The following is a 26345-nucleotide window of genomic DNA, read 5'->3' as shown; positions in this document are numbered from 1 at the left end:
CCGGGTGCCTTTCTTGCGTTACAGGCCGCCATCACTTTGGAACCGGACAGCAACGAAGTGTTTTTACCAATTGTTCCCGTAAGCGTACATTTGAAACCTGCATACCCGGGAGGGTAGAATAAGGGCTAATGCCCACCCGGAATTTCAAGAAGAGCGGAGGAGATTATGGAATTTATTCAGCAGCAGCTTCTAAGTTTGGGAGCCAGTCAGACAGCAGCGTCGTTTCTCACCGGTTTCATTATGCTTCTGGGCATCGCAGCCCTCTGCATTTTGGCCCATTACATCACCCGGAGAGTCATCCTGAAGCTAATCGCCAAATCCATCTACAGCAACAACAAGTATAAGTGGGACAACATTATGCTGGAGCGCAAGGTTTTTCACAAGCTGTCCCATCTCGTTCCGGCCATGATCATCTATTACTTCGCCCCCGCCTTTCCCGACTACCGGGAGCTGATCATCAAGGCGGTCATTACCTATATCATTATCGTAACGCTCCTGGTTGTGGACGCACTCCTAAGTGCGGTGAACGACATTTACCGGACCTTCGAGGTCTCCAAATCCAAGCCGATCAGGGGCTATATTCAGGTTATCAAAATCTTCGCTTTTGCCATCGGCGCCATCCTGGTCATTGCCAATCTGATCGAGAAGAGCCCCCTGCTGCTGCTGAGCGGTATCGGAGCGCTGTCGGCAGTCATTATGCTTGTCTTCAGGGACTCCTTACTGGGGCTTGTAGCGGGTATTCAACTGGCATCCAATGATATGGTGCGGGTCGGTGACTGGATTGAGATGCCCAAATACGGGGCGGACGGGGACATTATTGATATCTCGCTGAATACCGTGAAGGTCCAGAACTGGGACAAGACCATCACAACCATTCCCAGCTATGCCCTGATTTCAGACTCCTTCAAAAATTGGCGGGGGATGCAGAATTCCGGCGGCCGGCGGATTAAGCGCTCGATCTGTATCGATACCGGCAGCATCGGCTTCTGTACGGAGGAAATGATCCAGAAGTTCAGCAGCATCCACTATTTGTCGGAGTATATTCAGAGCAAACGGATTGAAATCGAACGCTTCAACAGAGATAAACAACTCGACAGCTCGGATAAAATCAACGGCAGAGCCCTGACGAACATCGGCGTCTTCCGGATCTATATTCAGCAGTACCTCTGCAGTCATCCGCATATCCACCGGGACATGAGTATCATGGTCAGACAGCTGGCCCCCGGAGAAACCGGACTGCCTCTGGAAATTTATGCGTTTACCAGCGATGTCCGGTGGTCCGAATACGAGCGGGTTCAAGCCGATATCTTCGATCATATTCTCTCGGTCGTCCCCGAATTTGGACTGCGGGTATTCCAGAAGCCGAGCGGCAGCGATATGCAGAGCCTCTTGAAGACACCTTCCCAAGTAGCGTTATAGCATTTGGTGTACATGTGGTGAGGACAGCCCTTTCCCCGGCGGGGAAGGGGCTGTTTGTTGTGCGTGGGCATAAGGCATCCTTCCTCCCTGTCTCATTTCTCGCCGAAAAAAACAGCCGGGCCTAGTACAATGAGTTGGAGCTGTTTTATAGTTGCTGCCCGCTCTCTATTCAAAAATTCTCTATATAAATTGAACTAAAGACTAGACAAAGGGAAAGTGGCGGAGGGGAATTTTGGAACTGGAGGAGCGGTAGCGACCGCCCGAAAGCTTTCCGTAGGAAAGCTCGCATCGAAAGCCTAAGCTGTCTGCGGATTTCAACCGTTAAGAACGGTATAAATCAAGAAATCTGCAGACGGGCAGCGGCCGGAAGTCCAAACATTCTCTGGAGTCACGGCAAAGCCCAAAATATAAAAATCATTAGTTCAATTTATATGTTCACGAATTCGCCATATTATTGGCTTACAAAAGCGGCCCCCGGCCAGTTAATCCATATGAAAGGAGAGGGAGCCATGGACGACGCCGAACTGTTCGAACGCATACGCTGCGGGGATACTGATGCGCTGAACCGGCTGATTGAACGCCACTATGACAGTATCAGACGCTATTGCTACTGGAAGACCCGGCGTGCCGACCTGGCGGAAGACCTCACGCAGGAAACCTTTTACCGTTTCTGCCGGTCGCTTCCCGGCTACACCCATAAGGGTAAATGCCGGGCTTACCTGTATACGGTCGCCCGCAGGCTGTGCAGCGACGCGCTGCGGGAGCAGCCGGCTGATTCCATGGAGCAGGTGCCCGAGACCAAGCTCGGCTTATCGCTCTCCGCCGAGGATGAGGCCGGGGCGCATTTTCAGTCGAGAGAGCTGCAGCAGGTGCTCAGCGAGCTGCCGCCGGAGCTGCAGGAGGCTGTTATCCTCCGCTACAGCTACGGGCTCCGCTACCGGGAGATCGCCGCGATCACCGGCGTCCCCCTCTATATGGCCCGGATACGGGTGGAGCGGGGACTGGCCGCAATGAAGAAGAGAATGCGAGAGGGGGACCCCGATGAAGATGAACCGGAAAGAATTCGCCAAGCAGCTGCAGGCTCCGCCTGCTCCGAAGCCTGACGGGAGACGCAGGCAGCAGACCTTCGAGACTGCGGCTCTGATTCTGGAACGGACACGGCGCGAAGAGCTGGCCGGGAGAATCAGTAGCCGCAGCTTCCTCATCCGGCAGCTGCGCTACATCGGCTGGAAGGTATGGCTCGGCCATGCCGCATTGCTGCTTGGTGCCCTACTGCTAGCTGTCCGGATTCCGCCGGGCGCGTTCGCTGACAGCTGGCAGCTGCTTGCTGTCCTGTCCACGGTCTCCCCTCTGCTCGCCTTGATGGGTATGCGCATGCTTGCCCGTTCATACGCCTGCCGGATGGTCGAGCTGGAGATGAGCACCTTCTACTCGCTCGAACGGCTCTTTCTGTCCCGGCTCTGCCTCTTCGCGGCCGCCGATTTCATCGGGGTCGCCGGCTTGGCCGGTTGTCTCAGCCTGGCGTGGGGCCAGCAGCTGGGCCAGCTGCTGCTCTACCTCTTCACCCCGCTGGCCGTCTCGGCGGCAGGCTGCCTGTGGCTGTTCAACCAGCCGCGTGTCCGGGACAAAGGCTCCGCCTGCTCCATCTTCACCGCACTGCTGCTGGGCCTGCAGATTGCCGGCGCCTTCCGCACACCGGCCGGAGGCGGCCTGAATGAGCTTATCTACGGCGAGCCGGCCCAGGCCGTCTGGCTGTGCGTGCTCCTGCTGTCCGGTCTCTCGGCTGCAGCCCAGCTCCGCCGGATGCTCCGCAGCCTCCGCCGGGCGGAAGGCGCAGAAGCCTTGTAGCCTGCGCATATCGTCCTTAAATTGGACTTGGCCAGTGCACAAGTACCTTGACCGCATCAAATTGTAGCTATACCCCGTCTAACTTGCGAGTAACGGCTCGAGATGACTGCACATATTGTCCTTTTATTTGACTTGGTCAATGTACTAATTTGATTTTCGCACACTAATTCTGCCGTTTTTACAGAGTTCAGCCATCTAGTTCGACTTTCGCCACTTAATTGGGACAATGTCGAGGGAATCCTTAATTTTCACCCATATTAAGTGGCGGATATCCAACTAGATCAGTGATCATCCACCCTATTGGTGAAATTAAGTGGCGATTTTCCAACTAGAGTCTGCGAGCTGGGGTTTCCATTCGTTCATCATTGGTAAAGGTACTACATATCACATTCTTATGTGCTGACTTTCTGTTCAGCTTACCCTAGAAAGGGGACTGCCCCATTATGGAACTGACGCTCCAAGCCGTAAGCAAGCGTTACGGCAAGGCATCGGCCGTAGACAATATTTCGGCGCATTTGTATCCGGGCGTCTACGGTCTGCTCGGCGCCAACGGCGCCGGCAAGACGACACTGATGCGCATGATCTGCGGCGTTCTCTCGCCCACCTCCGGCCACATTGCGCTGGACGGACAGCCTATCGCTGTCCTCGGCGAGAAGTACCGCGATCTGCTCGGCTATTTGCCGCAGGACTTCGGCTATTACCCGGACTTCACAGCCCGCGAATTTATGCACTACATCGCAACGCTGAAGGGGCTCACTCCAAGCGCCGCCAAGCGCCGCACAACAGAGCTGCTCGAACGGGTCTCGCTGGCTGACGCCTCCCGCAAGAAGATCCGCACCTTCTCCGGCGGGATGAAGCAGCGGCTCGGCATCGCGCAGGCGCTGCTGAACGATCCCGGCATCCTCGTCCTCGACGAGCCGACCGCCGGGCTCGACCCGAAGGAGCGGATCCGCTTCCGCAATATGATCGCCGATCTAGCCAAGAACAAGATCGTGCTGCTGTCCACCCACATCGTGCCCGATGTCGAGCATATCGCGCATCAGATTCTTATCATGAAGAAGGGGCGCATTCTTATGAGCGGAACCGCCCAGCATCTTACTGCCAGCATGGAGGGGCATGTCTGGCTATGCCGCCTGCCCGAGCGGGAAGCCGAGCGCTTCAGCAATGCCTTTCTGATCAGCAGCCTGAAGCATGAAGGCAGCGAAGTCGAGCTGCGCGTCATCTCCGCCTCCGCTGCTCCGCCCGCCGCAGGCGCGGTACCCGCAGCGCCGACCCTGGAGGATCTGTATCTGTACCACTTCCATGAGGAGCAGGACCCGCTGGACCCGATGCGAAAGGAGGAAGAAGCTTGAATACATTGACCGGTTATGAGCTGCGCAAGCTCATCCGCCGCAAGTCTACCCTCTTCGGGCTGCTCGGCATCCTCATTGTGTCGGTACTCAGTACCGTGGTGCCCATCTTTTCGGAAAAATCATACGATGCGAACGGGGAGGTTAAAGGATTAGCTTCGATTGCTGCCGAGAAGCGCTATGCCGCCAGCTTTAAGGGGGAGCTGACCCCTGAGGTTTTCTCCCAGGTCGTCTCGCGCTATCAGCAGATACTGAGCCATTCAACCAAGGTTACCGATGGGGGCATCTCCTATATGTCAAACGAGGACTTTTACAAAGCCTACCCCGAATGGCCGGTACTAGGTTTCCTCCGCACCGGCTTCTCTCCAGCCACTGAATACGATTATTTCGTAGTCGACACCCTTACTCCCGAGAAAGCGGCCACCTTCTACGAGCAGCGGACAGCGTATATTGAGAGCTATCTGGAACAGAACCCCGAAGGCAACGCGTACTCCGATGTCGACAAAGCAACCTTCCGGCAGATGAACGAGAAGATCGCCGTTCCGCTGAAATTTGATTATACCAAAGGCTGGTACTATCCCCTGGTGAACTCCAGCATGTTTTTTCTGATCGCCTGCTTCGTGCTCAGCATCTGCACCGCCCCGGTCTTCTCCGGCGAATACCAGAGCGGGTCCGATGCCATCGTCCTCTCCACCCGGCATGGCCGGGGCAAGCTCATCCGGGCGAAGATCGGCGCCGCGTTCCTGTTCTCCAGCGGCATGTTCCTGCTGGGCTGGCTTGTAACACTGGGCTTATCTTTAAGCGTCTACGGGACTTCAGGATGGAATTCGTCCTTCCAGACCCTGGACACGCGATACCTTCATTCCCCCTATCCTATTACCGTGCTCGGCGCGTTTCTCCTGACCACGCTGATCGGCTGGCTGGCCTGCCTGGCCATCGTAAGCTTCACCCTGCTGCTCTCTTCGCGGATGCGCACGCCGTTCTCCGTCATTGTCTGGAGTGTCGTGCTGCTCTTTGCTCCTCTCTTCATTCCGCAGGGCAAGAGTCCGCTGTTCAATCAGCTGCTGGCCCTTCTGCCGGGCAGGCAGACGCAGGTTTTTGACACGTTCAATGACTATGATCTGCTGCATGTCCTCGGCCTGAGACTGACGATGCCTGCTGCCATTGGCTGGACCGCTCTCTGCATAACTGTCCTGCTTCTCCCCTTCGCCTGGCGGGGCTTCCATAGGCATGAGGTCAGCTAAATGCCTAACAGCTAAATAGCAGGCAAAGCTAAAGCCATCCCGGTCGGGATGGCCGTTTGTCATCTTTTCCTCAGGAAGGATTCATTCACTGCCCACATAGTAAAGCACACTGCCATAGTATTTCTTGAACCTCTGGTAGTCGTCCTTGCCCTTCATCATGAGGATTGCGGGATAAGCGTTAATCTTGCGTTGCCTTAAGACGGCCAACAGCTCCGAGTGCACCGTGCAGTGGAATTTCCGTTCCTCATAGTGCACAAGCAGCGGCAGGTCAGCGCCCGCACCTTCTCCAGCAACGTCCGCTTCCTGCTCCCCGGACTCCGTGCCCTCACGCTGAATGAGCCGCAGCGGAAGCTTCACCACACCGACATAGTAATAATCCTCTTCTGCCGATTTCTGCAGGGGCAGGGCCATTTTGCGGGTAAACAGCAGATAGGCTTCGATCCATTCTTCCATCATCCCGGCATTGGCATAGCGGACAGCCGATTCCACAGTCGGAGCATAGGCCAGATGTCCGCCGTTCTTCTTCGTGTAGATGATTTTTTTGATGGAATCCAGAGACAGAAAGTACTCATCGGCCAGCTCCGACACCGTTACTCCATGCGCATACTTATTGCGGATCATATGATTGCGCTTATGCAGCTGATTCCGGTAGCCGGAGGTCTCGCCCCACGCTTTCTTGTCTTCCCCCAAAGGAATGTAGAGCAGCTTTCCGGCCGCGAATTTCTGCAGCTCCCGCAGCAGCTCCTCCGGCAATACCTCACCAGCATTCTCATATTTCATCTCTTCATCACCATTTATAAGGAATACAGACGGTCCTTCAGTTCACGGATGGATTGCATAATGGACTCACAGGAACAATTGTCATCAATCGAGGCATGCCAGCGCAAGGTATCAATGCCTTTATAATACGCCATACACAGGAATCTTTCCTGGAAATCCGGGATGACGATCCCCCTCTTCTTGCAGTATCCGAACAGCAGCTCCGGGATTCTCAGGTACGGCTTATTGAGGTCCATACAGACAAAATCCAGCAGGAAATCGGCGATCCCCGCTCTGCTCCAGTCCGGAAACCCGACCGCCGTCTTGCCATCGGTAATCATATTCACGAAGAACGTATTGTTGTAGACCAGGTAACGCAGCCCTTCACAATAGTGGATTCGGTCCGTCATCTCCTTAAAATACTGCTCGAAGAATTCGCGGTCCAGAACCGTCGTATCGAACATTTCCCGCCAATTGTACCAATACCCTTCCTGATCGTCGGCAAAAGTACCGATTAAATACTCCCTGCAGGTCGCATACGGCGGCATGCAATTTTCATCGAACTCGCCATACCCCTCCACATCCGCAATCTCGGATGAAGCAATCTCCAGAACATTGTCAAAAAACAGTTCATAACACGCCGCGAACTGCTCCGCGCTTAATTCGTCAGCGACAAAGCCGTCCGGTGTCATATTTACTTTATCCGACAGCATCGCCTTAATCCTATGGTCCTTGCCCATTCCCGGTCTCTCCATTCTGAATTGAAAGATTAGCAGTACGTACTGTTTATAGAGCAAGGATATCATTATGCCTTATGCGGAGAATAGGCAATGAACGGTTTAAAAGGACAATACATACTGTAAAAAGCACTATAACGTCACTCTAAAATCACTTTAAAATCACCCCCATCCCTGCCGCCTGTGTGGTAAAATTATCAAATTCATCCGTGTACAACCGCCAGGAGCGCATTCATTCCATTGTTCATTCACAAACCGGGAGGAATATCTATGGGTGCACGCAACTCCACGTACAATTTTCAGAACGTCAGTGATCGTGTCGGGGCCGAGGCAGAGCTGCTGCGCTTGCAGGAACAGGCGCTGATGGGCTGGGACAAAGAATACCGCACGCTGCAATGATTCGGATTATCAGACGGAATGAACATCCTGGAGGTGGGAGCGGGACCGGGGTTCGTTACCGGGCAGCTGCTGAATCACCTGCCGAACAGTAAAATCACGGCGCTGGATATTGATGAAAGCCTGCTGGAAACGGCCAAGCGCAGGCTGGGGGATGTGCCTGGAGCAAGACTGCAGTTCACACAGGCCTCTGTGTATGAGACGGGTCTGCCGGACAATACATATGACTTTGTGGTGGCCCGGCTGATCTTCCTGCATTTGCATCACCCGCTGCAGGCGGCTGCGGAAATCAGACGCGTACTGAAGCCGGGCGGCAAGCTGGTGATCATTGATATTGATGACGGCATGTTCGGGGCGTTATATCCCGATCTCGACATCCTGCCGTCGATCTTGAACAAACTCGCCCGCCAGCAGGCTGCGTGCGGCGGCAACCGCTATATCGGCAGAAGCCTGCCGCGGCTGTTCTCCGATTCCGGGTTCACAGAGGTCGATATGGAAGCCGTTATCCAGCATAGCGACCTGCACGGCCTGGAGGGCTTCAAGCGGCAGCTCGATATTAACCGGTTCACGGCGTTTTACAAGCAAGGCATTATAACTCAGGCTGAGTATGACGCACTCAACACGGCCTATGAGCATTTTAACGCTTCGCCCGATGCCCATGCGATGATGCTGTTCTTCATGGCGTGCGGAACCAAGCCTGCGAGTTAAGCCTGCGGCCCCGATCCATCCAATAGACAAAACAGCCGTACGGATTATTCCTCCGTACGGCTGCTGTTGCTGCTGTTATACTGCCGGTTACTACTGCATTACTTCCAGATTTCCTCGGCAATCTCCTTGATGAACGCCAGCTTGCGCCACTGCTGCTCCTCGCTCAGGTGGTTACCTTCCTCCGTGGAAGCGAAGCCGCACTGCGGGCTCAGGCAGATCCGGTCCAGATCGACGTATTGCTGCGCTTCCTCGATCCGCTTAAGGATGTCCTCCTTGTTCTCCAGCTCCCCGAACTTGGAGGAGAAGAGACCCAGCACTACCTGCTGGTTGTCCTTCAGATAACGCAGCGGCTTGAAGTCGCCGGCCCGGTCGGTATCGAACTCCAGATAGAAGCCGGAGTAGTTGTCGATGCCCAGCAGCGTCTGCACGATAGGCTCATAGCCTCCGCCCACTCCTGCAAACGTCGATACATAGTTGCCCCGGCACACATGTGTCGTAACAACGAGATCTTCCGGCAGGCCGGATACTACAGCGGCGTTCAGCCCCGCCAGCTCTTTGGCATACTCGGCTACGTTCACTCCGACCTGCTCCATGATGGCGATGTACTGCTCGTCGCACAGCGCTCCCCACGTGCAATCGTCAAATTGGAGGCTGCGGCAGCCCGCTGCATAGAGATCAAGCGCCGCCGCTTTGTACGCTTTGGCAATATCCGCAAGCAGCTCTTCCCGGTTCGGATAGAGTGTCCGGGTGCTCTCCTGGTTCTCCACGCGGTCCAGCTCGAACAGGAGCTGCGCGGCTGCAGGAACCGATTGGCGGGCAACGACATCGTCGCCGGCGATGCTTTTCAGGAAGGTATAATGCGCGACGAAGGGATGGCCGGTGTAGCTGATTTTGCCGCTCAGGCGGGCCGTTTCCGGTCTCGACTCGGCACCATTGAACTGGTAGCCCTGGTCAATGATCGTCCGCTCCACGCCGTCGAAGCCCCAGAAGAAGTCCAGATGCCACCAGGAGCGGCGGAATTCGCCGTCCGTTACGGCCTTAAGGCCCACTTCCTTCTGTTTCTGCACAAGCTTCACGATCTCGGCGTTCTCCACTTCCTCCAGCTGCCCGGCGCTGAGCTCACCGCTCTTGAATTTCAGTCTTGCTTCCTTGAGCGCCGCCGGGCGCAGGAAGCTGCCAACAATATCGTATCGGAATGGTGTAACGGTCCGCTGTTTAGGTTCGGTTTGAGTGGTCATCGGGCAATCTCCTCGTCGGTTAAATGTTAGATTTACTATAGCACAACGTGGAGGGAGGACCGTTCTATCAATGCCCTATGGCAAGTTATAGGGCTGGGCTATAGCAGGACTACGCCCGCTGCTTGAAGCCTTTAAATATAAGCCACAAGGGAAAGGCAATTTCGAAGATGGCTCCCGGAACATACAGAACAGGGCCGCTCTCCAGCCCAAGCAGCGCCAGGCAGCCGCTCGCCAGAAGAGCCGCATAACCGGCGTACCCCAGAATGGACAAGAACCGCGGAACCAGCCGTGACCGATAGAGAACCGTGCACAGCAGCAAGCTGCCCAAGCCCAGTACGATCATGGCGATCTGAAAGAGCAGCGAATATCCTTCCGTCAACATATTGGCAGCTGCCGTATAGTCCGTTCCCCCGGCAGCCCCTCCTGTGATAGAGTCTTTACTGAGTTGGATAAGGATTAGAGGTGCGGCTGCACTTAAGATGAGCAGTACGGATTCTATCAACCTTGAACCGAAGTACCCCAGTGCCAGCGCCTCGTTATGCTTGTTCAGGATCGGGTACAGCAGCATACCAATCGCCAGCACCGCTACAGCGTTAATGAGCTCCAGAAAGAACCCCGTAATGACAGCGGCCCGTTCCGGGTACAGACTCCCGAGCAGCTCCGGCCGGTCCAGCACCGGCTCCAGAAGCCCGCTCCCCAGCAAATACACACCTGTTGACGCAAGAAACAGCAAGCCAACCACTCTGGACACTCTCTTCATGCGAACCACCCCCGGCTAATTTACTAGCAGTATAGCCTGGGGAGGATTGGGGGCTGTAGACACTTTAGTGTGGTTTGCGGGTATCCGGAATCAGGTTCCACTCGGCAGCCCGGGCAACCGCTTCCGTCCGTCTTTGCACCTGCAATTTCTCAAAAATCCTGCGGTTATGCCCCTTGACCGTGTCCAGGGCCAAATACAGCCGCTCGCCGATCTCCCGGTTCGACAGCCCCTGGGCAATCAGGGCGAGCACTTCAAGCTCCCTAGGGCTAAGCGGCTCAACCAGCCGGCTCTCCTCTTCCGGCCTGCTTACACGCTCCAGACCCAGCTGCGCTTCACCCAGAGACGGAAGCGGCAGACTGCCGCCCAGACGCAGCGCCTCCCGGTAGTACCCGGCTGCCAGGCTGCGCTGATTCTCCGCTTCCTCGATCTGGCCAAGGCCGGTCATGGCCATGACCGCCATCAGCTGATGGCCGAGCATCCTGCAGTTCGCAATCACTTCGTTATAGGCCTCACGGGCAGCAGAATAAAGCATACGGCGCTGACAGGCCACGCCCAGCATCCAGGCGGCAGCCGTCCGGACAGGAAGATTGTCCGGACGCAGATATGCAAGCGCACGGCGGGACTGGACAATCACCTCGTCAATTGCCGTCATGCTGCTGTCCGCTGCTGCGTTTGCCGGGGCAATCAGTTCAACAAGGGTGCCGGTTCTGTCAGCCTGCTCCGCACTTTGCAGGGTTGCCTCTGCGGTCTGTAATTGTTGCTCGGCGCTGGCCAGGCTGCCGGTCAACGCCAGTGAGGACAGTGTGGCCCGGGTGGCTGCAATCAGCCCGTGCAGCTCCCTGCCACCGGCATCCTCTTCTGCCCCGGCCAAGGCTGCTTCTGCTGACCGCAGCTTCTGTTCGGCGCCCGTCGGCCTGCCCGCCATCAGCAAAGCTGAACCATACATTACCCACAAGGCGGGCCGGGCATCCAGCTCCGCAGCAGGCAGGGACTCCAGCCATTCCAGGGCGCTTCCCGCCGCCCCGCGGAGATGCAGCGGCATCCCCCTGCCCTCAAGCAAGGATGCGGCGCGTCCGATGTCATGGGATCGGGCGGCATGATGAAACGCTTCAATGTCGAGGCCTTGCTGTTCATACCAGACGCTGGCCCGTCTATGCAGCTCGGGAATAGTGCCCCCTTCCGGGCTGTCCTGAAGCTTCTTACGGAGTACATCGGCGAACAAATGATGATAACGGTACCACTGCCGTTCGTTATCCAGCGGCACGATAAACAGATTCCTGCGGTCCAGCTCGCTTAAGATTTCCTGGCCGGGGACTTCCGCGCCGGGCAGAAGCTCATCGCAGAGCGCGCCGCATAAACGGCCGAGGACCGAGGTGCGCAGCAAGAACCTTTGAACTGCAGCCGGCTGGCGCTGCAGAAGCTCTTCTACCAGGTAATCCAGCACGTAATGATGGCTGCCGGTGAAGGAACGGATCACCCGTTCCGCGTCCGGGTCCCCCTCCATAGAGACTGCAGCCAGCTGCAGCCCGGCAATCCAGCCCTCGGTGCGCGACTCCAGCGAGGCGACTTGCTCTGCGGTCAGGCTTAGGCCCCTGCTGCGGTTGAGGAAATCCTCCGCTTCCGCGGGGGTAAATCGCAAATCGGCTGCCCGCAGCTCGGTCAACTGGTCGCGGGCACGCAGCCGGGCCAGCGGAAGCTCCGGGTCCTCGCGGGTCGTGATCACCACATGCATTTGCGGGGGAAGATGCTCCAGCAGGTAGGACAGGGCATGGCTGACCGGGCCTGACCCGGCTGCATGATAATCGTCGAGCACAAGGATAAACGGCTCCGCAGCGCCCGCAAGCTCATTCACAAGCCCCGCCAGCAGCGCCTCGGCCGGTGGCGGCTGAGGTGCCCCGAGCACGGCGAGCAGACCTTGGCCGATCTTCTCTTCAAGCGTCTGCAGCGACGAGATGAGTCCCGTTAGAAAACGGGCAAGTTCGCCGTCTCCTTCCTCAAGCGACAGCCAGGCTGCAGGCCGCCCGCATCCGGCGAGCCATTCGCAGGCGAGGGCCGTTTTCCCGTAACCTGCGGGTGCGGATATCAGGGTCAGCCGGCGGTATAGCCCCTTGCTGAGCTTGTCGGTCAACCGCCGGCGCAGCACCGCATCCGGGCGGGGGGAGGGAATGTAAAGCTTGGTGGCCATGACAGGCGTAGACATTGCTGTAGCCCCCTAAGGTTAATGGCATCTATACCTTGCATCATAAACGGATTGAGCAGTATTGGAAATACTCGCGGTGTAATACAGCTGTAACTAAACGGATCAATTACCCGTGTATCTGCACTTGACACCTATATCAATGATGGATATAATCACCATATATCCATCATTGATATAGGAGGCGGCATTATGGCCAGAACGAGCCCCTACGAATCCGGTGAGCTTACAGACAGCATCTTTCTGATTCTGCTGGCAACGCTTGAGCCGATTCATGGCTACCGAATCATGCAGGTCATTCAGGAAATGACTGCGGGCAGCGTCGAGATCGGTCCGGCGACCATGTATACCACACTCAAGAAACTGAAGCAGGCCGGATGGATCGCTGGAACCGGCGAGGAAGACTCGAAGATTCTGTATCAGATTACAGCTGACGGAAGCATCATACTTCAAGAGAATTTTGAGCGGAGAATCAATATCGTGGAAATTGCCAAGAAAGCATTTCATTCAGGAGGGAAACTGTATGGCTAAATACCGGATGAGCAACGGATGGGCGATGTCACCTGAGAAGGATATGCATTTGCTGAAGAGAATGAGCCAACGGGGCTGGCATGTCACCGGGATGAAGGGCATGCTCTACCGTTTCGAGCAAGGCGGTCCCCATGATTATGATTACGCCTTGAACATGGAAGAGCAGGTCAATCCAGAAATGTTCTCTCTATTTGAAGCCAGCGGCTGGACACCTGTTATTGCATTTGACGGACTGCAGATTTTCCGGGCGGAGGCAGGCACCTCTCCCATATTCAGTGATTCGGAGTCAGAGGCGGAGCAGCTTAGCAAGAACAGACAACAGTATGGCAAATGGTCTCTTGTTCCCTTGTGTTTAGCGATCATCTGCTTCATTTTGAGGAACCAAGTGGAGGGAGCCGGAGAGCTATTTTTCTTCCTGGGGCTGTTCATGCTGGTGTGCTTTGTATTCACCTTCTTCCCGTTCATTGGCTTCAGCCTTTCTTTGCGCAAAAAGCGAAGTTAGCAAGGTTAACTGCTGCTGATCACTGCCATCTATGCAAAAGAAGCCAAGGGCAGCACTCCGGTGAGTGCGCCTTGGCTTCTCAAGCAAATCTAGTCCACAGCAGGCACCGTCTCCACAACCGATTCTCCGGGTCTCCCGCTGGTGTAGTCAATGGTGCGCTTCAGCATATCGACCTCGTAATACTGCACACCCGCAGCGGCCATATCCTTCAGGAAATCGGCAAACGGCGTCCGGTGCTGCTGATGATGCGCCAGCCCACGCTTCACGGCATCCGCTTCATAATTCTCTGCAACCTCAAGGCTTGGAGCCGTCTCATCATTGGGTTCCTCGTACTCGCCGCCTTCTCCGCTGAATATGGTGCCGTTATCGGCTATGCTTGTCCGGTAGGAAGTTACACCTGCTCCGAGCAGTGCCTGAAACGTTCTTGGATACGGCCACCGTTCCCGTTTAGACACCTCACTGATCCGTTTGACCTCTTCGATATTCATCAGCCAGCGCTCCTTCCTGAAATAATGATCCGACCGGAAGCGTACTTAACGTCAACTCCCGACGCGCTGAAGATTATAGTGCATTCCACACGAACACAAAGAGAAACACACTTCCCCATGCATTCCTCGTATAATCTTTCACCAGGAGCATTCCATAAATACCTAGCAAGACGGTGATCATTTCAAGGGCTCCTTTGGCTGTAACACCAATCATTCCATGGATAAGGATGCACATGACCGCACAGATGATGGCTCCCCAGTTCAGCCAGCGGTTAGGACTCGGATATCTCCGGTTGATTTTATCGCTGATGACTACATAGTTGAACCCTTCGAAGAAACCCCACGCTCCTGCAACTAACACCATACCTAGTACATTCACCAGGAACCCGTCTGCCAGTATATCCTCGGTAATCCAGACCGACTGGAACGGTTGATAGGTAACGCCTTCCTCAGTCGCTACTGTAAACGCTATATACGGAACAAAGCACAACAGGCTGAGCAGAACAGATGCCACAATCCCTTTACTCCTTAAGCCAAAGCTGATGAAGCTTTCTTTCCTGATGATCGCCACAAGGGTAATGCCGAGACCTGCCACTGCGAATTGTGTTAAAGCGCTTACCAAGGTCCGCAGTAGAACGGAAGCGTCCTGATCTTTGGCAAAGGTATTCAGTTCACCTTGAAAGCCTGAATAGATTCCGAGAGCGACAAATGTTGCTGTAATAATGATCCAAAGATCCACATTCGATTTCTTCTGATCAAAGGTCAGCATTGCTTTTACCATTTCTGCATCCTCCATCCCTGAATAACGGCCTGGCTTCACGCAAGAGTCTACGTGAGATGGAGGTATCGGGAAATGATATCGCTTCACAGCCACCCTACTGATACAGCCAAATCCCCGCCACCGTCATCACCGCAGGCAGTGCGGCATCATCGACCTCCACATTGTCGTACCACCCGCCCACAGCCAGATTCAGCAGCAGATAAAATCTCTGGTCGAACGGCATCACGCCCGGCTCCAGCCGGCGCTCGGCGTAGCAGTGGCCGCTGGCCAGCCAGCGGATCGACGCCTCGCTCCACTCCAGCGTATAGTCGCGGAACTCGTTAATGGTTCCGTTCTCCAGCTCATAAGTGAACTCTTCCACCACTTTGTGCTCTATGTCCGGTCCATAGTGCAGCGTTCCGGCAATCTGCCGGGGCAGCCGGCCCTTTGCTTCCAGCATGTCGAGCTCGCCGGACGCAGGCCAGGGCCCGTAGGCCATATCCTGCGGCAGCAGCCAGACGGCCGGCCACAGACCCTGGCCTACAGGGAGCTTCGCCCGCACGACCAGCCTGCCGTAGCAGAACGAGAAATGATTCCTCGTATCCAGACGGGCCGAAGTGTAGGCGAAGCTTCGCCCTTCCTGCTCCACCTTTTCCCGGCATGCCCGCAGATTCAGGCCATTGTCATCAAAATACAGGTTGCTCTCCCGATCCGTATAGTACTGCCGCTCACCGTTGCCCCAGCCCGGATAGACGGGGTTGTCGTTCAGATCGAGCAGATCATTGCCCCGGCGGATGTTCCAGTGCCGCAAATTCCGCCCTTCCCGCAGGAAATCCTGCTCCCACACCAGCTTGCTCATCTGTAACACACTCCTCTCATGTAACCACAGCATAATGCATTTCCGGCCCCCGTTAACGGAATCCAAAAAATTGGGATAGCGCCAAAAACGGTGGCCTTTTTTTCCGGGTCCTTTTTTCTTACGATGAAGAGGAAAGGGGGGACACGAGACATGTTTCAATTGCGAACGCAACAAATGAAAGCGTTTTTTAAACAGTGGCAGCTGCAAAGTATGGTCATTCCCGGCATCGTCTGGATGCTGATCTTCTGTTATCTTCCGATGTTCTGGCTCATTATTGCCTTTATGGATTACAGTATTGCGAAGCCCATGCTGGAATCGCCGTTTGTCGGGCTGAAGCACTTCCAGGACTTTGTCACCGACGACCGGTTCTGGCGGTCCATCCGCAATACGCTGGGGATGAGCAGCATCAAGCTGGTGCTGGGCTTTCCCATTCCGATTATCTTCGCCCTGCTGCTGAACGAAATCCGCAGCCTGCGCTTCAAGCGGACGGTGCAGACCATTTCGTATCTGCCGCATTTTATCGCCTGGACGATCTTCGGGGGAATCGCGCTCAACTGGCTGGGGGAAGGCGGCGTGGTGAACCAGCTGATGATGGCGCTGGGAGTGCAGGACCGTGAGATTCTTTTTAACAGCGACCCTAAATACTTCTGGTGGATTACCTTCTTCACCGATACGCTGAAGGAAACGGGCTGGAGCGCCATCATCTACATCGCAGCCATCTCCGGCATCGACCCGGGCCTGTATGAGGCCGCCGAGCTGGACGGGGCGGGCCGCTGGCAGCGCATGTGGCATATTACCGTGCAGAGCATCCGTCCGACCATCGCCATTCTGTTCATTCTCGCCGTCAGCGGCATTCTCGGCAGTAACTTCGAGCAGATCTTCATGCTGAAGAACAATATGAACATGAAGATGGCGGAGAGCCTGGATCTCTACATCTACAACATGGGACTTGTGTCGGGGCGCCATTCCTTCTCCACGGCCGTGCTCTTCGCCCGCTCGATTGTGGCGCTGGGGCTGCTGTTCATCGCGAACCACACCTCCAAAAAATTAACGGGTGACAGTATCTACTAGAAAGGAGGGAGACCTGTGGGAAGACGTTCAACATTAAAGCGCATCGGCGTATTTGAGGTCTGCAATACTCTCCTGATGCTGGCGGTATGCTTTCTGACGCTGTACCCGATGTGGTTCGTGCTGATCAACTCGCTGAACGCGCCGGAGCAGGCGATGCTGGGCACCGTCAACTGGTTCCCGAAGCAGCTGTCGCTGGACAGCTATAGCGTTGTGTTCAATGACAAGACGATGATGAACGGGTTCGTGGTTACCATCCTGCGTACCGTGATCGGGTCGGCCGCACATGTATTATTCACCGCCATCGTGGCCTACGGCATGAGCAAGACGACGCTGATCGGCCGCAAGCTGTATATGAAGATCGCGCTGGTTACCATGCTGTTCTCCGGCGGACTCATTCCTACGTTTATTCTAATGACGAAGCTTGGCCTTTACGACAACTTCTGGGTGTTCGTCATTCCGGGGATGTACAGCTTCTTTAATATGGTCATCTTCATGAGCTTCTTCCGCACCATTCCCGACAGTCTTGAGGAATCGGCCAAGGTGGACGGGGCGTCGGATTACGGGGTGCTATTCCGGATTGTGCTGCCCAACAGTATGGCGGTTATCGCCACGATTACATTGTTCTCGGCAGTTTATCATTGGAACGATTATTACCAGGGCGTCATTTATATCCGCTCGCAGGAGATTTTGCCGCTTCAGACCATTCTCTACAAAATCATCGCCGAGAACTCCATGTCCTTCATGCAGCAGCAGGCAATGGCCCAGTTCGGGGCCAGACTGCCCGGAAACTCGATTAAATTTGCTTCCATGATGGTGGCTACGCTGCCGATTCTGCTCTTCTACCCCTTCATTCAGCGTTACCTGGTCAAAGGGGTTATGATCGGTGCCATCAAGGGGTAGCCCGAAATTGTCTGTCCGCACACAGCATCTATAACGAAAGGATGATCCTTAAATGAAGCGTTATTCTTTGAAAAAAAGTCTGACCGCAGTGTTGGCCATTATGCTCTCCCTGTCCCTGGCCGCCTGCAGCAGCAACTCCGGCAATAATGAAAGCGCACCCACTGCGCAGCCGACCGATTCTGCCACAGAGCCGCAGAACGAAGCCACCCTGAATCCCGAGGAGGCCGCCTGGAAGCTGGATACGAGTCCGGTCGATCTGACCTGGTTCGTCGGCGCCAACTGGTACGCCCATACCTGGGGCGACAGCCTGACCTCCAAGTACATTACGGAGAAGACCGGCGTCAACGTCAAGCTCGAGGTGCCCTCCGGCGAAGCGAACGAGCATATCACCCTGATGATGACCTCCGGCCAGCTGCCTGACCTCATCTCGATGGGTTCCTGGGAGACCGCTGTCAAAAAGCTGTGGGAAGGCGACCATGTCTATGCCCTGAACGAGCTGGCTGACCAGTATGATCCCTACTTCTACAAGGTGGCGGGCGACGGCACCCTGAAATGGTACCGCCAGGAGAACGGCAATACCTACGGCGTTCCGAACGACTCCTACAGTCCGAACCTGATGCACGAGACCGGCATGACGGCCGCCAACCAGACCTTCCTGGTGCGTAAAGACCTTTATGAGGAAATGGGCAGCCCCGATCTCAGCACACCGGAGGGCTTCCTGAGTGCGCTGCAGCTGCTGAAGGATCAATACTCCGAGTACAAAGGACAGCCGATAAGCCCGTTCTTCGCCCAAGGCAATGTGCCTTACGGCATGACCGAATACCTGCAGAATCTGCTGGCCGTTCCGCATGAGAAGGACGGCAAGGTGTATGACCGCGTGACCGATCCTGAATATGTGACTTGGCTGAAGACCTTCCGCACCGCCTATGAGCGCGGGCTGATCAACGTCGACTTCCTTGTCGATTCCGATACACAGGTCGAAGAGAAGACGAATAACGCCCGTTACTTCATGATGGTCCGCGAATGGAGCGGCATGACGGCCGTCAACCCGATGCTGGCAGCCAGTGCCAACCCGGATTCCTATTACATCGCTGTAGACGGACCGCAGAACAGCAGCGGCGACAGCGCCAAGCTGTTCCCCGGCAATATGGACGGCTGGATGGTCACTATGATCAGCAAATCGACCAAGAATCCGGAGCGGGCGATCCGCTTCCTGACCTATCTCGCCAGCGAAGAAGGACAACGTGACCTGTTCCTCGGCAAGGAAGGCGAAACCTGGGAGACCGTGGACGGCAAGCCGCAGCTGAAGGCCGATATGGTGAGCCTGATCGACAGCGATATCGAGAAGCTGGAGAAGGAGTACGGGGTGCTCGACACCTACTGGATGATGCGCAATCCGGTTATCGTGAACCAGTGGCGGCCGGAGAAAGCGCCGGTCATCAAGCAGATGGAGGACTTCGCCAATGCCCAGGCCGACATTGACAGCGGCATTTACAAGGGGCTGGACCCGCTGGGCGATTCCGAGGTCGCCGTAGCCTGGTCGCGGATCTCGCAGAACTGGGAGGAAGTCATGCCTGAGCTGATTACGGCCAAGGACGAGGCGGCCTTTGACAAGATCTTCGCAAGCTTCCTCGAACGCCGCGACAGCTACGGCTTCCAGCAGGTGGTGGAATACCGCCAGGCCGAGCTGGATGCGCGGAAGGCGAAAATGGCGGACTGACGGGCGGTGCCCTGAGTACAAGTGCCGGCTGCCTGAGGGCGGCCGGTCTTGCCTGCTTAACGGGGTGTGTGCAGCCAATGGATGCGGCGCCCCGGTTTACCTGCCTGCACATATGTAATACATGGTATATTACAAGGTGGGGGGTATGGCAATGAGTGCTGTGTGGACGAGAATAAGCAAGCTATACCGTAATTCACGCATCTCGCAAAAATTATTCCTGGCCTTCAGCCTGCTGATTGCCATTCCGGCCATTGTGGTAGCCTTCCTGTTCATCCGCACGCAGGAATCCCAGCTGTACAAGGACGCCATGGCCACCGGCAGCAGCCACGTCTCGCGTCTGGAGGAGCAGCTGCGCAGCCGTCTGGCCGTTCTTGAGAACGCTTCCTCGACAGCGCTGACCCAGAAGGCGTTCGTCGATTTCATCCACTCCGATATGCAGGCCGATGGCCTGCGGCTCGTCAAATTCAAGCAGAATCAGTATGAGCAAATGCATAATATCATTCAAAGCTATGACCTGGTCAGCCAGCTCAGCTTCTATGTCGATAACCCCGGCCTGCACGAGATTTGGCCGGAAATCTATCATTACGACCGTTTCTGGCCGCAGGATTACTGGATGACGCTGCGGGAAGAGGGCGGCGCCGCCTACCGCTTATTCTCGCTCCAGGACGGGGAGCATACGTTATCTTATTACAGGCTGGTACGCCTTCAAGGCCAGCAGCAGAAACAACCGACCCTTATGGAGCTCCGGGCCGAACACAGCTCCTTCTTCAGCCCGCTTCTGGAAGAGACGGAGCGTCATTTCTTCTCCGTAGTGATGGACGGGAGCGATTCTGCCCGCCATGTCTATAACGCCTCACACGCTTTCGCTGTGGACGCAGGGGAGGAGCTGGAGGACATCCTTAGCCGCGTTCACGGACAGCTCGACGTCCTGCAGCAGCGGAGCCCGGTCAAGGTCCGGGCCGGTGATCAGACCTACTATGCCCTCTACCGGTACATCGCACCTCTCGACGCCTATGTCATCAACATCGCCTCGCATCAGGATCTGATGAAGGGTCCGCGGAGCTGGTACCTGCTGGTGGTGGCCATTGCGGCCTGCGTCCTGCTGATGATGCTGCTGCTCGTCTCGTATATGACCCGGCGCATCTTCCGCCGGCTGGAGATGGTGCTGGTCTCCATGCGCAAGGTGCGCCGGGGCCAGCTGGACGCCAAGATCCATACCGGTCTCGGCGAGAATGATCCCGGCGACGAGATCGACTATGTCGCCGTCAGCTACAACAGCATGCTGGATGAAATTCAGCGTCTGATGACGCAGGTCGTGGATAAGCAGCTGATCGCCAAGAATGCGCAGCTCCATTCCCTGCATTCGCAGATCAATTCCCACTTCCTGTACAATGCCCTGGAGTCGATCCGGATGCGGGCGGAAGTGGAACGCCAGCCGGCCATCGCCGGCGCGCTGGTCTCGCTCGGCTCGCTGCTTCGCTACAGCATGCAGTGGCGCGGCGACACCGTCAGTCTCGGCGATGAGCTGGCCAATATAGAGAGCTACATCCGCTTCATTAACTTCATGGAGGGCAGCAGCTTCGAGCTGCGGGCGGAGCTGCCGCCCGAGGTGCTGCGGTACCCCATTCCGAAGATGTGCATGCAGCCGATTGTTGAGAACGCCGTGCATCACGCGGCGCCGCCGGGAGGCAGCGTGGCCATTGAAATTAACGTCACCGTGGAGAACCATCTGATGCTGCAGATTGAGATTCGCGATAACGGAGCCGGCATGGATATAGAGACGCTTGCCCGGCTGCAGCAGGCGCTGGCGGATGATACGGAACGCCCGATTGTGGCCAGCCGCAACGGCCTGGGCCTTGCGAATGTACATAAGCGGCTGCAGCTGCATTACGGCAAGGGCTGCGGGCTCTCGATCGACAGCGTGCAGGGCGCTTATACCTGCGTTATGATACGTTTGCCTTGGGAACAAGTAAATCTGGGGGGATGGTAACCGATGATCAATATGCTGATAGTGGACGACCAGAAGCATATCCGCGACGGCCTGCAGGCCATGGTGTCCCAGTTCCCGCTCCAGCCGGATCATATTTACTGCGCCGCGAACGGAGTTGAGGCGCTGGAGCAGCTGCGCCGCAACAGCATCCAGCTGGTCATTACCGACATCCGCATGCCCGATATGGACGGCCTGACGCTCATCGCGCAGGCGCGGGAGGAGCGTATTCCGGCCGACTATCTCATCATCAGCGGTTACGGTGATTTCGCCTACGCCCAGAAGGCCATCGAGCTGGGGGCAAAGGGCTATCTGCTGAAGCCGGTGAACCGCGACGATCTGCAAGCCTCGGTGGAGCATGTGTGGCAGGAAATCAGCACCCGGCAGGCGCTCTCCCGCGACATGGAGCAGATGTCCCGGCTCATGCAGGAGACGGACCGCAAGGAGCTGAGCCTGTACATGCAGGGCTCGGCCAGCGATGAGGCGTGGATCGCCGGGACCGAGCGGCAGCATGCGGAGCTGTGGAGCAGCTACCGGCTGTGCCTGCTGCGCGAGGAGCGGCGGATTCACCAGCCGGGCGCCAGCAGCGCCCACAGCATCGAATCCCTCGCCTACCGCGTGTACGGCAGCGAGGGCTGCATCTGCCTGCAGCACCGCCCGCAGCTGATTCTGGCCGTCGATGCCTCCGCTGACCCGGCCAGGCTGCCTGCCGCGCTCAAGGCTGCGCAGCTTGGCGCGGCTGCGGTCATGACGGGCCCGCAGCAAGGCCTGCGGGCGCTGCCCGCCGCCTACGCCCAGGTGCAGGAGCTGTACCGGCACAGCTACCTGTTCCCCGAGCAGCGCTGTCTGCTGCCGGAGCATACGGCAGGGCTTACGCAGCAGTGGCAGCTGCCCCACGAGGAGCTGTACGCCCTGTTCCGCTTCGTCGGGTCTGACAACGGCGGACAGATCGCCGAGGGAATTTCACGGCTTTTTCATAAGGATGTGCTGCAGCGTTACCACATTCAATATACCGAGCGGTTATGCCGGGCCGTGGTGCAGATGCTGGAGGAGTACGAATGGGTGATCCGTCCTTATATGGGGGAGGAGGCGCTCGATATTGATTCGCTGCGCAGCCTGTACGACTATCCGGGTATCCGCGACTATATCCAGGCGCTGCAGCAGCAGATGCTGCGGCTGAACCAGTTCTATTACGAGTTCAAATGCAGCTACCGCAATTCGCAGGACCTGAACGAAGCGATCCGCTTCATCCATGAGAACTACCATAAGCCGCTGGATCTCGCCATGGTCTCCAACCATGTGTCGCTGAACTACGCTTATTTCTCCAATCTGTTCAAGAAGAATGTCGGTAAAGGCTTCGCCGAATATTTGCGTGACGTGCGGCTGGATAAGGCCCGGCGGCTGCTGGCCGAGACGGAATACAAGATCGTGGAGATCGCGCCGCTGGTCGGGTATGAGAGCTACAAAAGCTTCACCCGGGCCTTCCGGGAAGTGATGGGCATGCAGCCCACGGAATACAGACAGAGGATGCAGCGGAAATAAGCTGCTGCATTCAAACCGCAGACACCTTATGCACTGCCGCGAGGCGGAGCGTGAGGTGTTTTTTGTTGCGCACTGCAGGACCTTGCACCGAAAGCTAAAATAATGGGTCTCTAACTATAATTCTGTACCTTTTGCCCAATTATTCCATTTGCTAGAATAAAGATGCATTCGTTATGTAAGCGGTTTCTGTAAGGCCAAATCGATTTAAGGAGGGCAAGTATGATTAAAGTGTACAGGGCGGACAGCAGTTTAACGCGCAGAGCCTGGAGCCTGTTCCTCACGCTGGCATTGGTGGTCTCCATCTTCTTGTTGCCGGCTTCCCGGGCACAGGCGGCGGGTACCACCGTGACCTCGATGGCTTATTTCTCGGCAGCCGATGGGCCGGTCATCACCAAATCCGGGGTGGGCCAGGCAAGCTACGGCTTCGTGATGCCGGTCTTCAACGGCGGTGCAGCCAGCTGGAGCGACGTATCCGGCGATGTGGGCGTCAAGGTGAAGAAGAACGGCAGCTGGGTGGACATCGACAGCGCAGGCGGCTTCGTCTATAACCAGAACTGGGGGCACTGGAGCGACGGCGGCGCGAACGGCTACTGGTTCACACTTGGGGCCACCACAGAAATTCAGCTGCACTCCAAAGCCAACAGCGGAGTCACGCTGAATTACACGCTGGTGTTCCAGAACGTCAATACGGCAACCATTACGTCGATGACACCGACCCAAGGTCCGGTGCTTACGGCAGGCTTCACCGGCGGTGCAGGCTTCACGTATCCCGTCTTCAACAATAACCCGGCCCTCATCTATGATGCGGTGGCCCAGGATCTGAAGGTGTACGTCAAGCCGGTGAACAGCAGCCAATGGATCGACATCGACAACAATGCGGCCAGCGGCTGGATTTATGACAGCAACTTCGGCCAGTTCACGGACGGCGGAGGCGGCTACTGGTTTACGGTAACCGAATCCATCAACGTCAAGCTGGCCTCCAAGACCTCTTCGGCCAGCCTGATCTACACGATTAACTTCAACAAGCCCGTCCGTAATTCGTTCGTGCTCTCCGCTTACGACGGCACCACCTACACGGCGGACAACAGCGGGGCCATCGGCATTCCGCTGCCCAAGATCGACGGAGTTGCGGCCATCGGCAGCGAGCTGGGCAGCTTCGTGTACCAGATCAAGAAGAACGGGCAATGGGTCGAGCTCAGCAATTCCAGCCAGAGCGGATTCGTCTACTCCGGCAACGGCTATAATAATATGTCCTCCGCCAACCAGTGGGGCTATTGGGCCGACTATATCTACGGCCTGTGGTTCCAGCCGATTCAGGAGAACATGGAAATCCGCATCGGCTATCCGTTGAACGGACAGACCGGCGGCAATGTCGGCAGCAATTATGTGTACTACAATTTCATCGGCAATCCGAATGCGCCGCGTCCGGACGAAGCGGATCAGGAGGATATCGCCATCGGCACGCCGGGCGATCCGGCCATTGCCGGCATGAATCTGCTCTGGCAGGATGAATTCAGCGGCACGGCCCTGGATACAAGCAAATGGAATTATGAGACGGGGTACTATATCAGCCAGGACCCCAACAGCTGGGGCTGGGGCAATGCGGAGCTGCAGCATTACACGAACAGCACGCAGAATGTGTTCGTAAGCGGCGGGCAGCTGAACATCCGCGCGCTGAACGATCACCGCTCGTTCCCGCAGGACCCGAACCGCTACGCCGAGTATTCCTCCGGCAAAATCAACACCAAGGGCCATATGTCCCTTGAGTACGGCCGCGTGGACATCCGCGCCAAGCTGCCGACCGGCGACGGCATCTGGCCTGCGCTCTGGATGCTGCCGGAGGATGCCGTATACGGAGCCTGGGCCGCTTCCGGCGAGATCGACATTATGGAAGCCAAGGGCCGGCTTCCCGGCACGACCAGCGGCGCCGTCCACTTCGGCGGCCAATGGCCGGTGAACCGCTATATCGCCGGGGAATACCACTTCCCGCAGGGGCAGACGTTCGCGAATGACTACCATGTGTACTCCATGGTATGGGAAGACGACAACATCAAGTGGTATGTGGACGGCAAGTTCTTCTTCAAGGTCAGCCGCGGACAGTGGTATTCCGTAGCTGCGCCGAACAATCCGAACGCTCCGTTCGATGAGCCGTTTTATCTGATCATGAACCTGGCCGTCGGCGGCCACTTCGACGGCGGCCGCACACCGGCGGCGTCGGATATCCCGGCCACGATGCAAGTCGATTATGTGCGGGTGTACAAGGAGGGCACCGGCGGAAATCCCGGCAACCCGGGCAGCATTGCCGTGACCGGCGTTACCGTGGCCCCTTCCGCTTCGCAGGTGGAAGTCGGCAAGAGCGTCCAGCTAACCGCCAGCGTAGCACCGGCGAACGCCACTAACAAGGCCGTTACCTGGTCGGTTTCGAACCCGGGCGTAGCCTCGGTTAATGCCAGCGGCAGCGTAACCGGGATTGCGCCGGGCACCGTTACTGTAACGGCCACCACGGCCGACGGCGGCAAGACCGCCGCCAGCACCATCACCGTCGTGACGCCGCCGCCCGTCACCGTCGTCATCGGCGACAGCGTGCGCGGTCTGAAGAAGACCGGCGACAACCTGCTCTTCTACGTCAACGGCGCCACCTTCGCCGACCTGCACTACAAGATCAACAACGGCGGGCAGCTCAATGTCGCCATGACCAATACCGGCAATGGCAACTTCACCTATCCCGTCCTGAACCTGAAGCAAGGGGATAAGGTGGAATACTTCTTCACCTACAACCCCGGCCAGGGGGCGCTCGATACGCCATGGCAGACCTATCTGCATGGGGTAACACAGGGCGTGCCGGAGTAGCCGCTATTTAAGCGAATCCGGGCGGAAATGCGAAGAACCAAGCGATGCGCTGAGCGTCGCTTGGTTTTTTTTATTGAACATTAGTTGGTTGTACCTTATTAATTTCTGGCCGTTCCCCGATTGTCGGATGAATACCGCTACTTGCTGTAAAATCCGCTGGCAGCCAGCTCTATATAGTTATGATCTACGAAAGGCACTCCCTGTCCGCAGACTGTAGTTGGAAAATCGCCACTTAAATTCGCGTATATACAGGTAGATTGCAACTCTAGATGGATAATCGCCACTTAATATGGACGTGAATTAACCACTACACCAATAATGCCCAAATTAAGTAGCGATAATCGAACTAGATTGGCTGAAATCCGTGAAAAAGGAGAAATTAGTGTGCGAAAATCCAATTAATTGCAATAAACGATTGAGTTTGACGGCGAGAGTTTGGACATTGGGCTGGTTGACCGTCTCCCGGAAGGTAGTGCAGCA

At 56.4% G+C, this 26345-nt stretch carries 23 protein-coding genes; 15 read left to right on the top strand and 8 right to left on the bottom strand.

Translation table 11 applies throughout. The features are described from left to right. Positions 1-165: 165 nt before the first annotated feature. From F1379_RS19305 to F1379_RS19285, 5 genes are all read left to right on the top strand, one after another. A complete protein-coding gene (locus tag F1379_RS19305; RefSeq protein WP_150272823.1) occupies positions 166-1419 on the top strand; it encodes a mechanosensitive ion channel family protein in 1254 nt (417 codons plus the stop codon). Between the two features lie 509 nt (positions 1420-1928). Next, entirely contained in the window at positions 1929-2522 is a 594-nt protein-coding gene (locus tag F1379_RS19300) for an RNA polymerase sigma factor (RefSeq protein WP_162551217.1), read from the top strand. Beyond that, positions 2461-3267, top strand: coding sequence for a hypothetical protein (locus F1379_RS19295; RefSeq protein WP_150272819.1), 807 nt, complete (start codon positions 2461-2463; stop codon positions 3265-3267). The genes F1379_RS19300 and F1379_RS19295 overlap by 62 nt, the downstream gene beginning before the upstream one ends. 443 nt (positions 3268-3710) lie before the next feature. After that, entirely contained in the window at positions 3711-4619 is a 909-nt protein-coding gene (locus tag F1379_RS19290; RefSeq protein ID WP_150272817.1) for an ABC transporter ATP-binding protein, read from the top strand. Further along, positions 4616-5860 (top strand): ABC transporter permease, encoded by a 1245-nt coding sequence (locus tag F1379_RS19285; protein WP_150272815.1) that lies wholly within the window; start codon positions 4616-4618, stop codon positions 5858-5860. Before F1379_RS19290 ends, F1379_RS19285 begins: the two co-directional genes overlap by 4 nt. A gap of 81 nt (positions 5861-5941) precedes the next feature. On the opposite strand, the gene F1379_RS30355 is transcribed toward F1379_RS19285, so the two are convergent. Beyond that, on the bottom strand, positions 5942-6640 hold the full coding sequence (locus F1379_RS30355; RefSeq protein ID WP_239004738.1) for a CD3324 family protein: 699 nt from the start codon (positions 6638-6640) through the stop codon (positions 5942-5944). 14 nt (positions 6641-6654) lie between these two features. Then, complete coding sequence (locus F1379_RS19275) at positions 6655-7359, bottom strand: hypothetical protein (protein ID WP_150272813.1); 705 nt, start codon at positions 7357-7359, stop codon at positions 6655-6657. 267 nt (positions 7360-7626) lie between these two features. Here F1379_RS19275 and F1379_RS30550 point away from each other — a divergent pair, with 267 nt between their 5' ends. Together F1379_RS30550 and F1379_RS19270 are read left to right on the top strand one after the other, a co-directional pair. Beyond that, entirely contained in the window at positions 7627-7755 is a 129-nt protein-coding gene (locus F1379_RS30550) for a hypothetical protein (protein WP_275262584.1), read from the top strand. Between the two features lie 18 nt (positions 7756-7773). Further along, a complete protein-coding gene (locus F1379_RS19270; RefSeq protein ID WP_239004737.1) occupies positions 7774-8460 on the top strand; it encodes a methyltransferase domain-containing protein in 687 nt (228 codons plus the stop codon). Positions 8461-8558: 98 nt separating this feature from the next. Here the strand turns inward: F1379_RS19270 and F1379_RS19265 are convergent, their stop codons facing one another. From F1379_RS19265 to F1379_RS19255, 3 genes are all read right to left on the bottom strand, one after another. After that, positions 8559-9698 carry a 5-methyltetrahydropteroyltriglutamate--homocysteine S-methyltransferase gene (locus tag F1379_RS19265; RefSeq protein ID WP_150272811.1) on the bottom strand — a complete coding sequence of 380 codons (1140 nt, stop codon included), beginning with the start codon at positions 9696-9698 and terminating at the stop codon, positions 8559-8561. Positions 9699-9807: 109 nt separating this feature from the next. Continuing rightward, positions 9808-10458: a DUF4386 domain-containing protein gene (locus F1379_RS19260; RefSeq protein ID WP_150272809.1), complete on the bottom strand. Its 651-nt coding sequence runs from the start codon at positions 10456-10458 to the stop codon at positions 9808-9810. 64 nt (positions 10459-10522) lie between these two features. Further along, entirely contained in the window at positions 10523-12658 is a 2136-nt protein-coding gene (locus F1379_RS19255) for a winged helix-turn-helix domain-containing protein (RefSeq protein ID WP_150272807.1), read from the bottom strand. Positions 12659-12847: 189 nt separating this feature from the next. Here F1379_RS19255 and F1379_RS19250 point away from each other — a divergent pair, with 189 nt between their 5' ends. Both F1379_RS19250 and F1379_RS19245 read left to right on the top strand, forming a co-directional pair. Beyond that, positions 12848-13186 (top strand): PadR family transcriptional regulator, encoded by a 339-nt coding sequence (locus tag F1379_RS19250; protein WP_150272805.1) that lies wholly within the window; start codon positions 12848-12850, stop codon positions 13184-13186. After that, positions 13179-13688 (top strand): DUF2812 domain-containing protein, encoded by a 510-nt coding sequence (locus F1379_RS19245; protein WP_150272803.1) that lies wholly within the window; start codon positions 13179-13181, stop codon positions 13686-13688. The genes F1379_RS19250 and F1379_RS19245 overlap by 8 nt, the downstream gene beginning before the upstream one ends. A gap of 89 nt (positions 13689-13777) precedes the next feature. On the opposite strand, the gene F1379_RS19240 is transcribed toward F1379_RS19245, so the two are convergent. From F1379_RS19240 to F1379_RS19230, 3 genes are all read right to left on the bottom strand, one after another. Then, positions 13778-14176, bottom strand: a complete 399-nt coding sequence (locus F1379_RS19240; protein WP_150272801.1) for a DUF1398 family protein — start codon at positions 14174-14176, stop codon at positions 13778-13780. Positions 14177-14249: 73 nt separating this feature from the next. Beyond that, positions 14250-14957, bottom strand: a complete 708-nt coding sequence (locus F1379_RS19235; RefSeq protein ID WP_150272799.1) for a hypothetical protein — start codon at positions 14955-14957, stop codon at positions 14250-14252. Between the two features lie 94 nt (positions 14958-15051). Continuing rightward, the gene (locus tag F1379_RS19230) at positions 15052-15795 is read right to left on the bottom strand and encodes a glycoside hydrolase family 16 protein (protein ID WP_162551215.1); all 744 of its coding nucleotides are present in this window, start codon (positions 15793-15795) and stop codon (positions 15052-15054) included. Positions 15796-15945: 150 nt separating this feature from the next. Between F1379_RS19230 and F1379_RS19225 the strand changes: the two genes are divergently transcribed. From F1379_RS19225 to F1379_RS19200, 6 genes are all read left to right on the top strand, one after another. Then, positions 15946-16866, top strand: coding sequence for an ABC transporter permease (locus tag F1379_RS19225; RefSeq protein WP_150272795.1), 921 nt, complete (start codon positions 15946-15948; stop codon positions 16864-16866). A 75-nt stretch (positions 16867-16941) separates the two neighbouring features. After that, complete coding sequence (locus F1379_RS19220) at positions 16942-17766, top strand: carbohydrate ABC transporter permease (RefSeq protein WP_150272912.1); 825 nt, start codon at positions 16942-16944, stop codon at positions 17764-17766. Positions 17767-17818: 52 nt separating this feature from the next. Further along, positions 17819-19486 carry an extracellular solute-binding protein gene (locus F1379_RS19215; protein ID WP_150272793.1) on the top strand — a complete coding sequence of 556 codons (1668 nt, stop codon included), beginning with the start codon at positions 17819-17821 and terminating at the stop codon, positions 19484-19486. A gap of 151 nt (positions 19487-19637) precedes the next feature. Then, a complete protein-coding gene (locus tag F1379_RS19210) occupies positions 19638-21476 on the top strand; it encodes a sensor histidine kinase (protein ID WP_162551214.1) in 1839 nt (612 codons plus the stop codon). A gap of 3 nt (positions 21477-21479) precedes the next feature. After that, positions 21480-23015, top strand: a complete 1536-nt coding sequence (locus F1379_RS19205; protein WP_150272789.1) for a response regulator — start codon at positions 21480-21482, stop codon at positions 23013-23015. Positions 23016-23234: 219 nt separating this feature from the next. Further along, the gene (locus F1379_RS19200) at positions 23235-25865 is read left to right on the top strand and encodes a family 16 glycosylhydrolase (protein WP_150272787.1); all 2631 of its coding nucleotides are present in this window, start codon (positions 23235-23237) and stop codon (positions 25863-25865) included. Positions 25866-26345 lie beyond the last annotated feature (480 nt).

Origin of the sequence: Paenibacillus tepidiphilus, assembly GCF_008635795.1 — a bacterium.
GTDB lineage: Bacteria > Bacillota > Bacilli > Paenibacillales > Paenibacillaceae > Paenibacillus_AQ > Paenibacillus_AQ tepidiphilus.
This window is presented reverse-complemented; position numbering and strand designations above follow the sequence as displayed.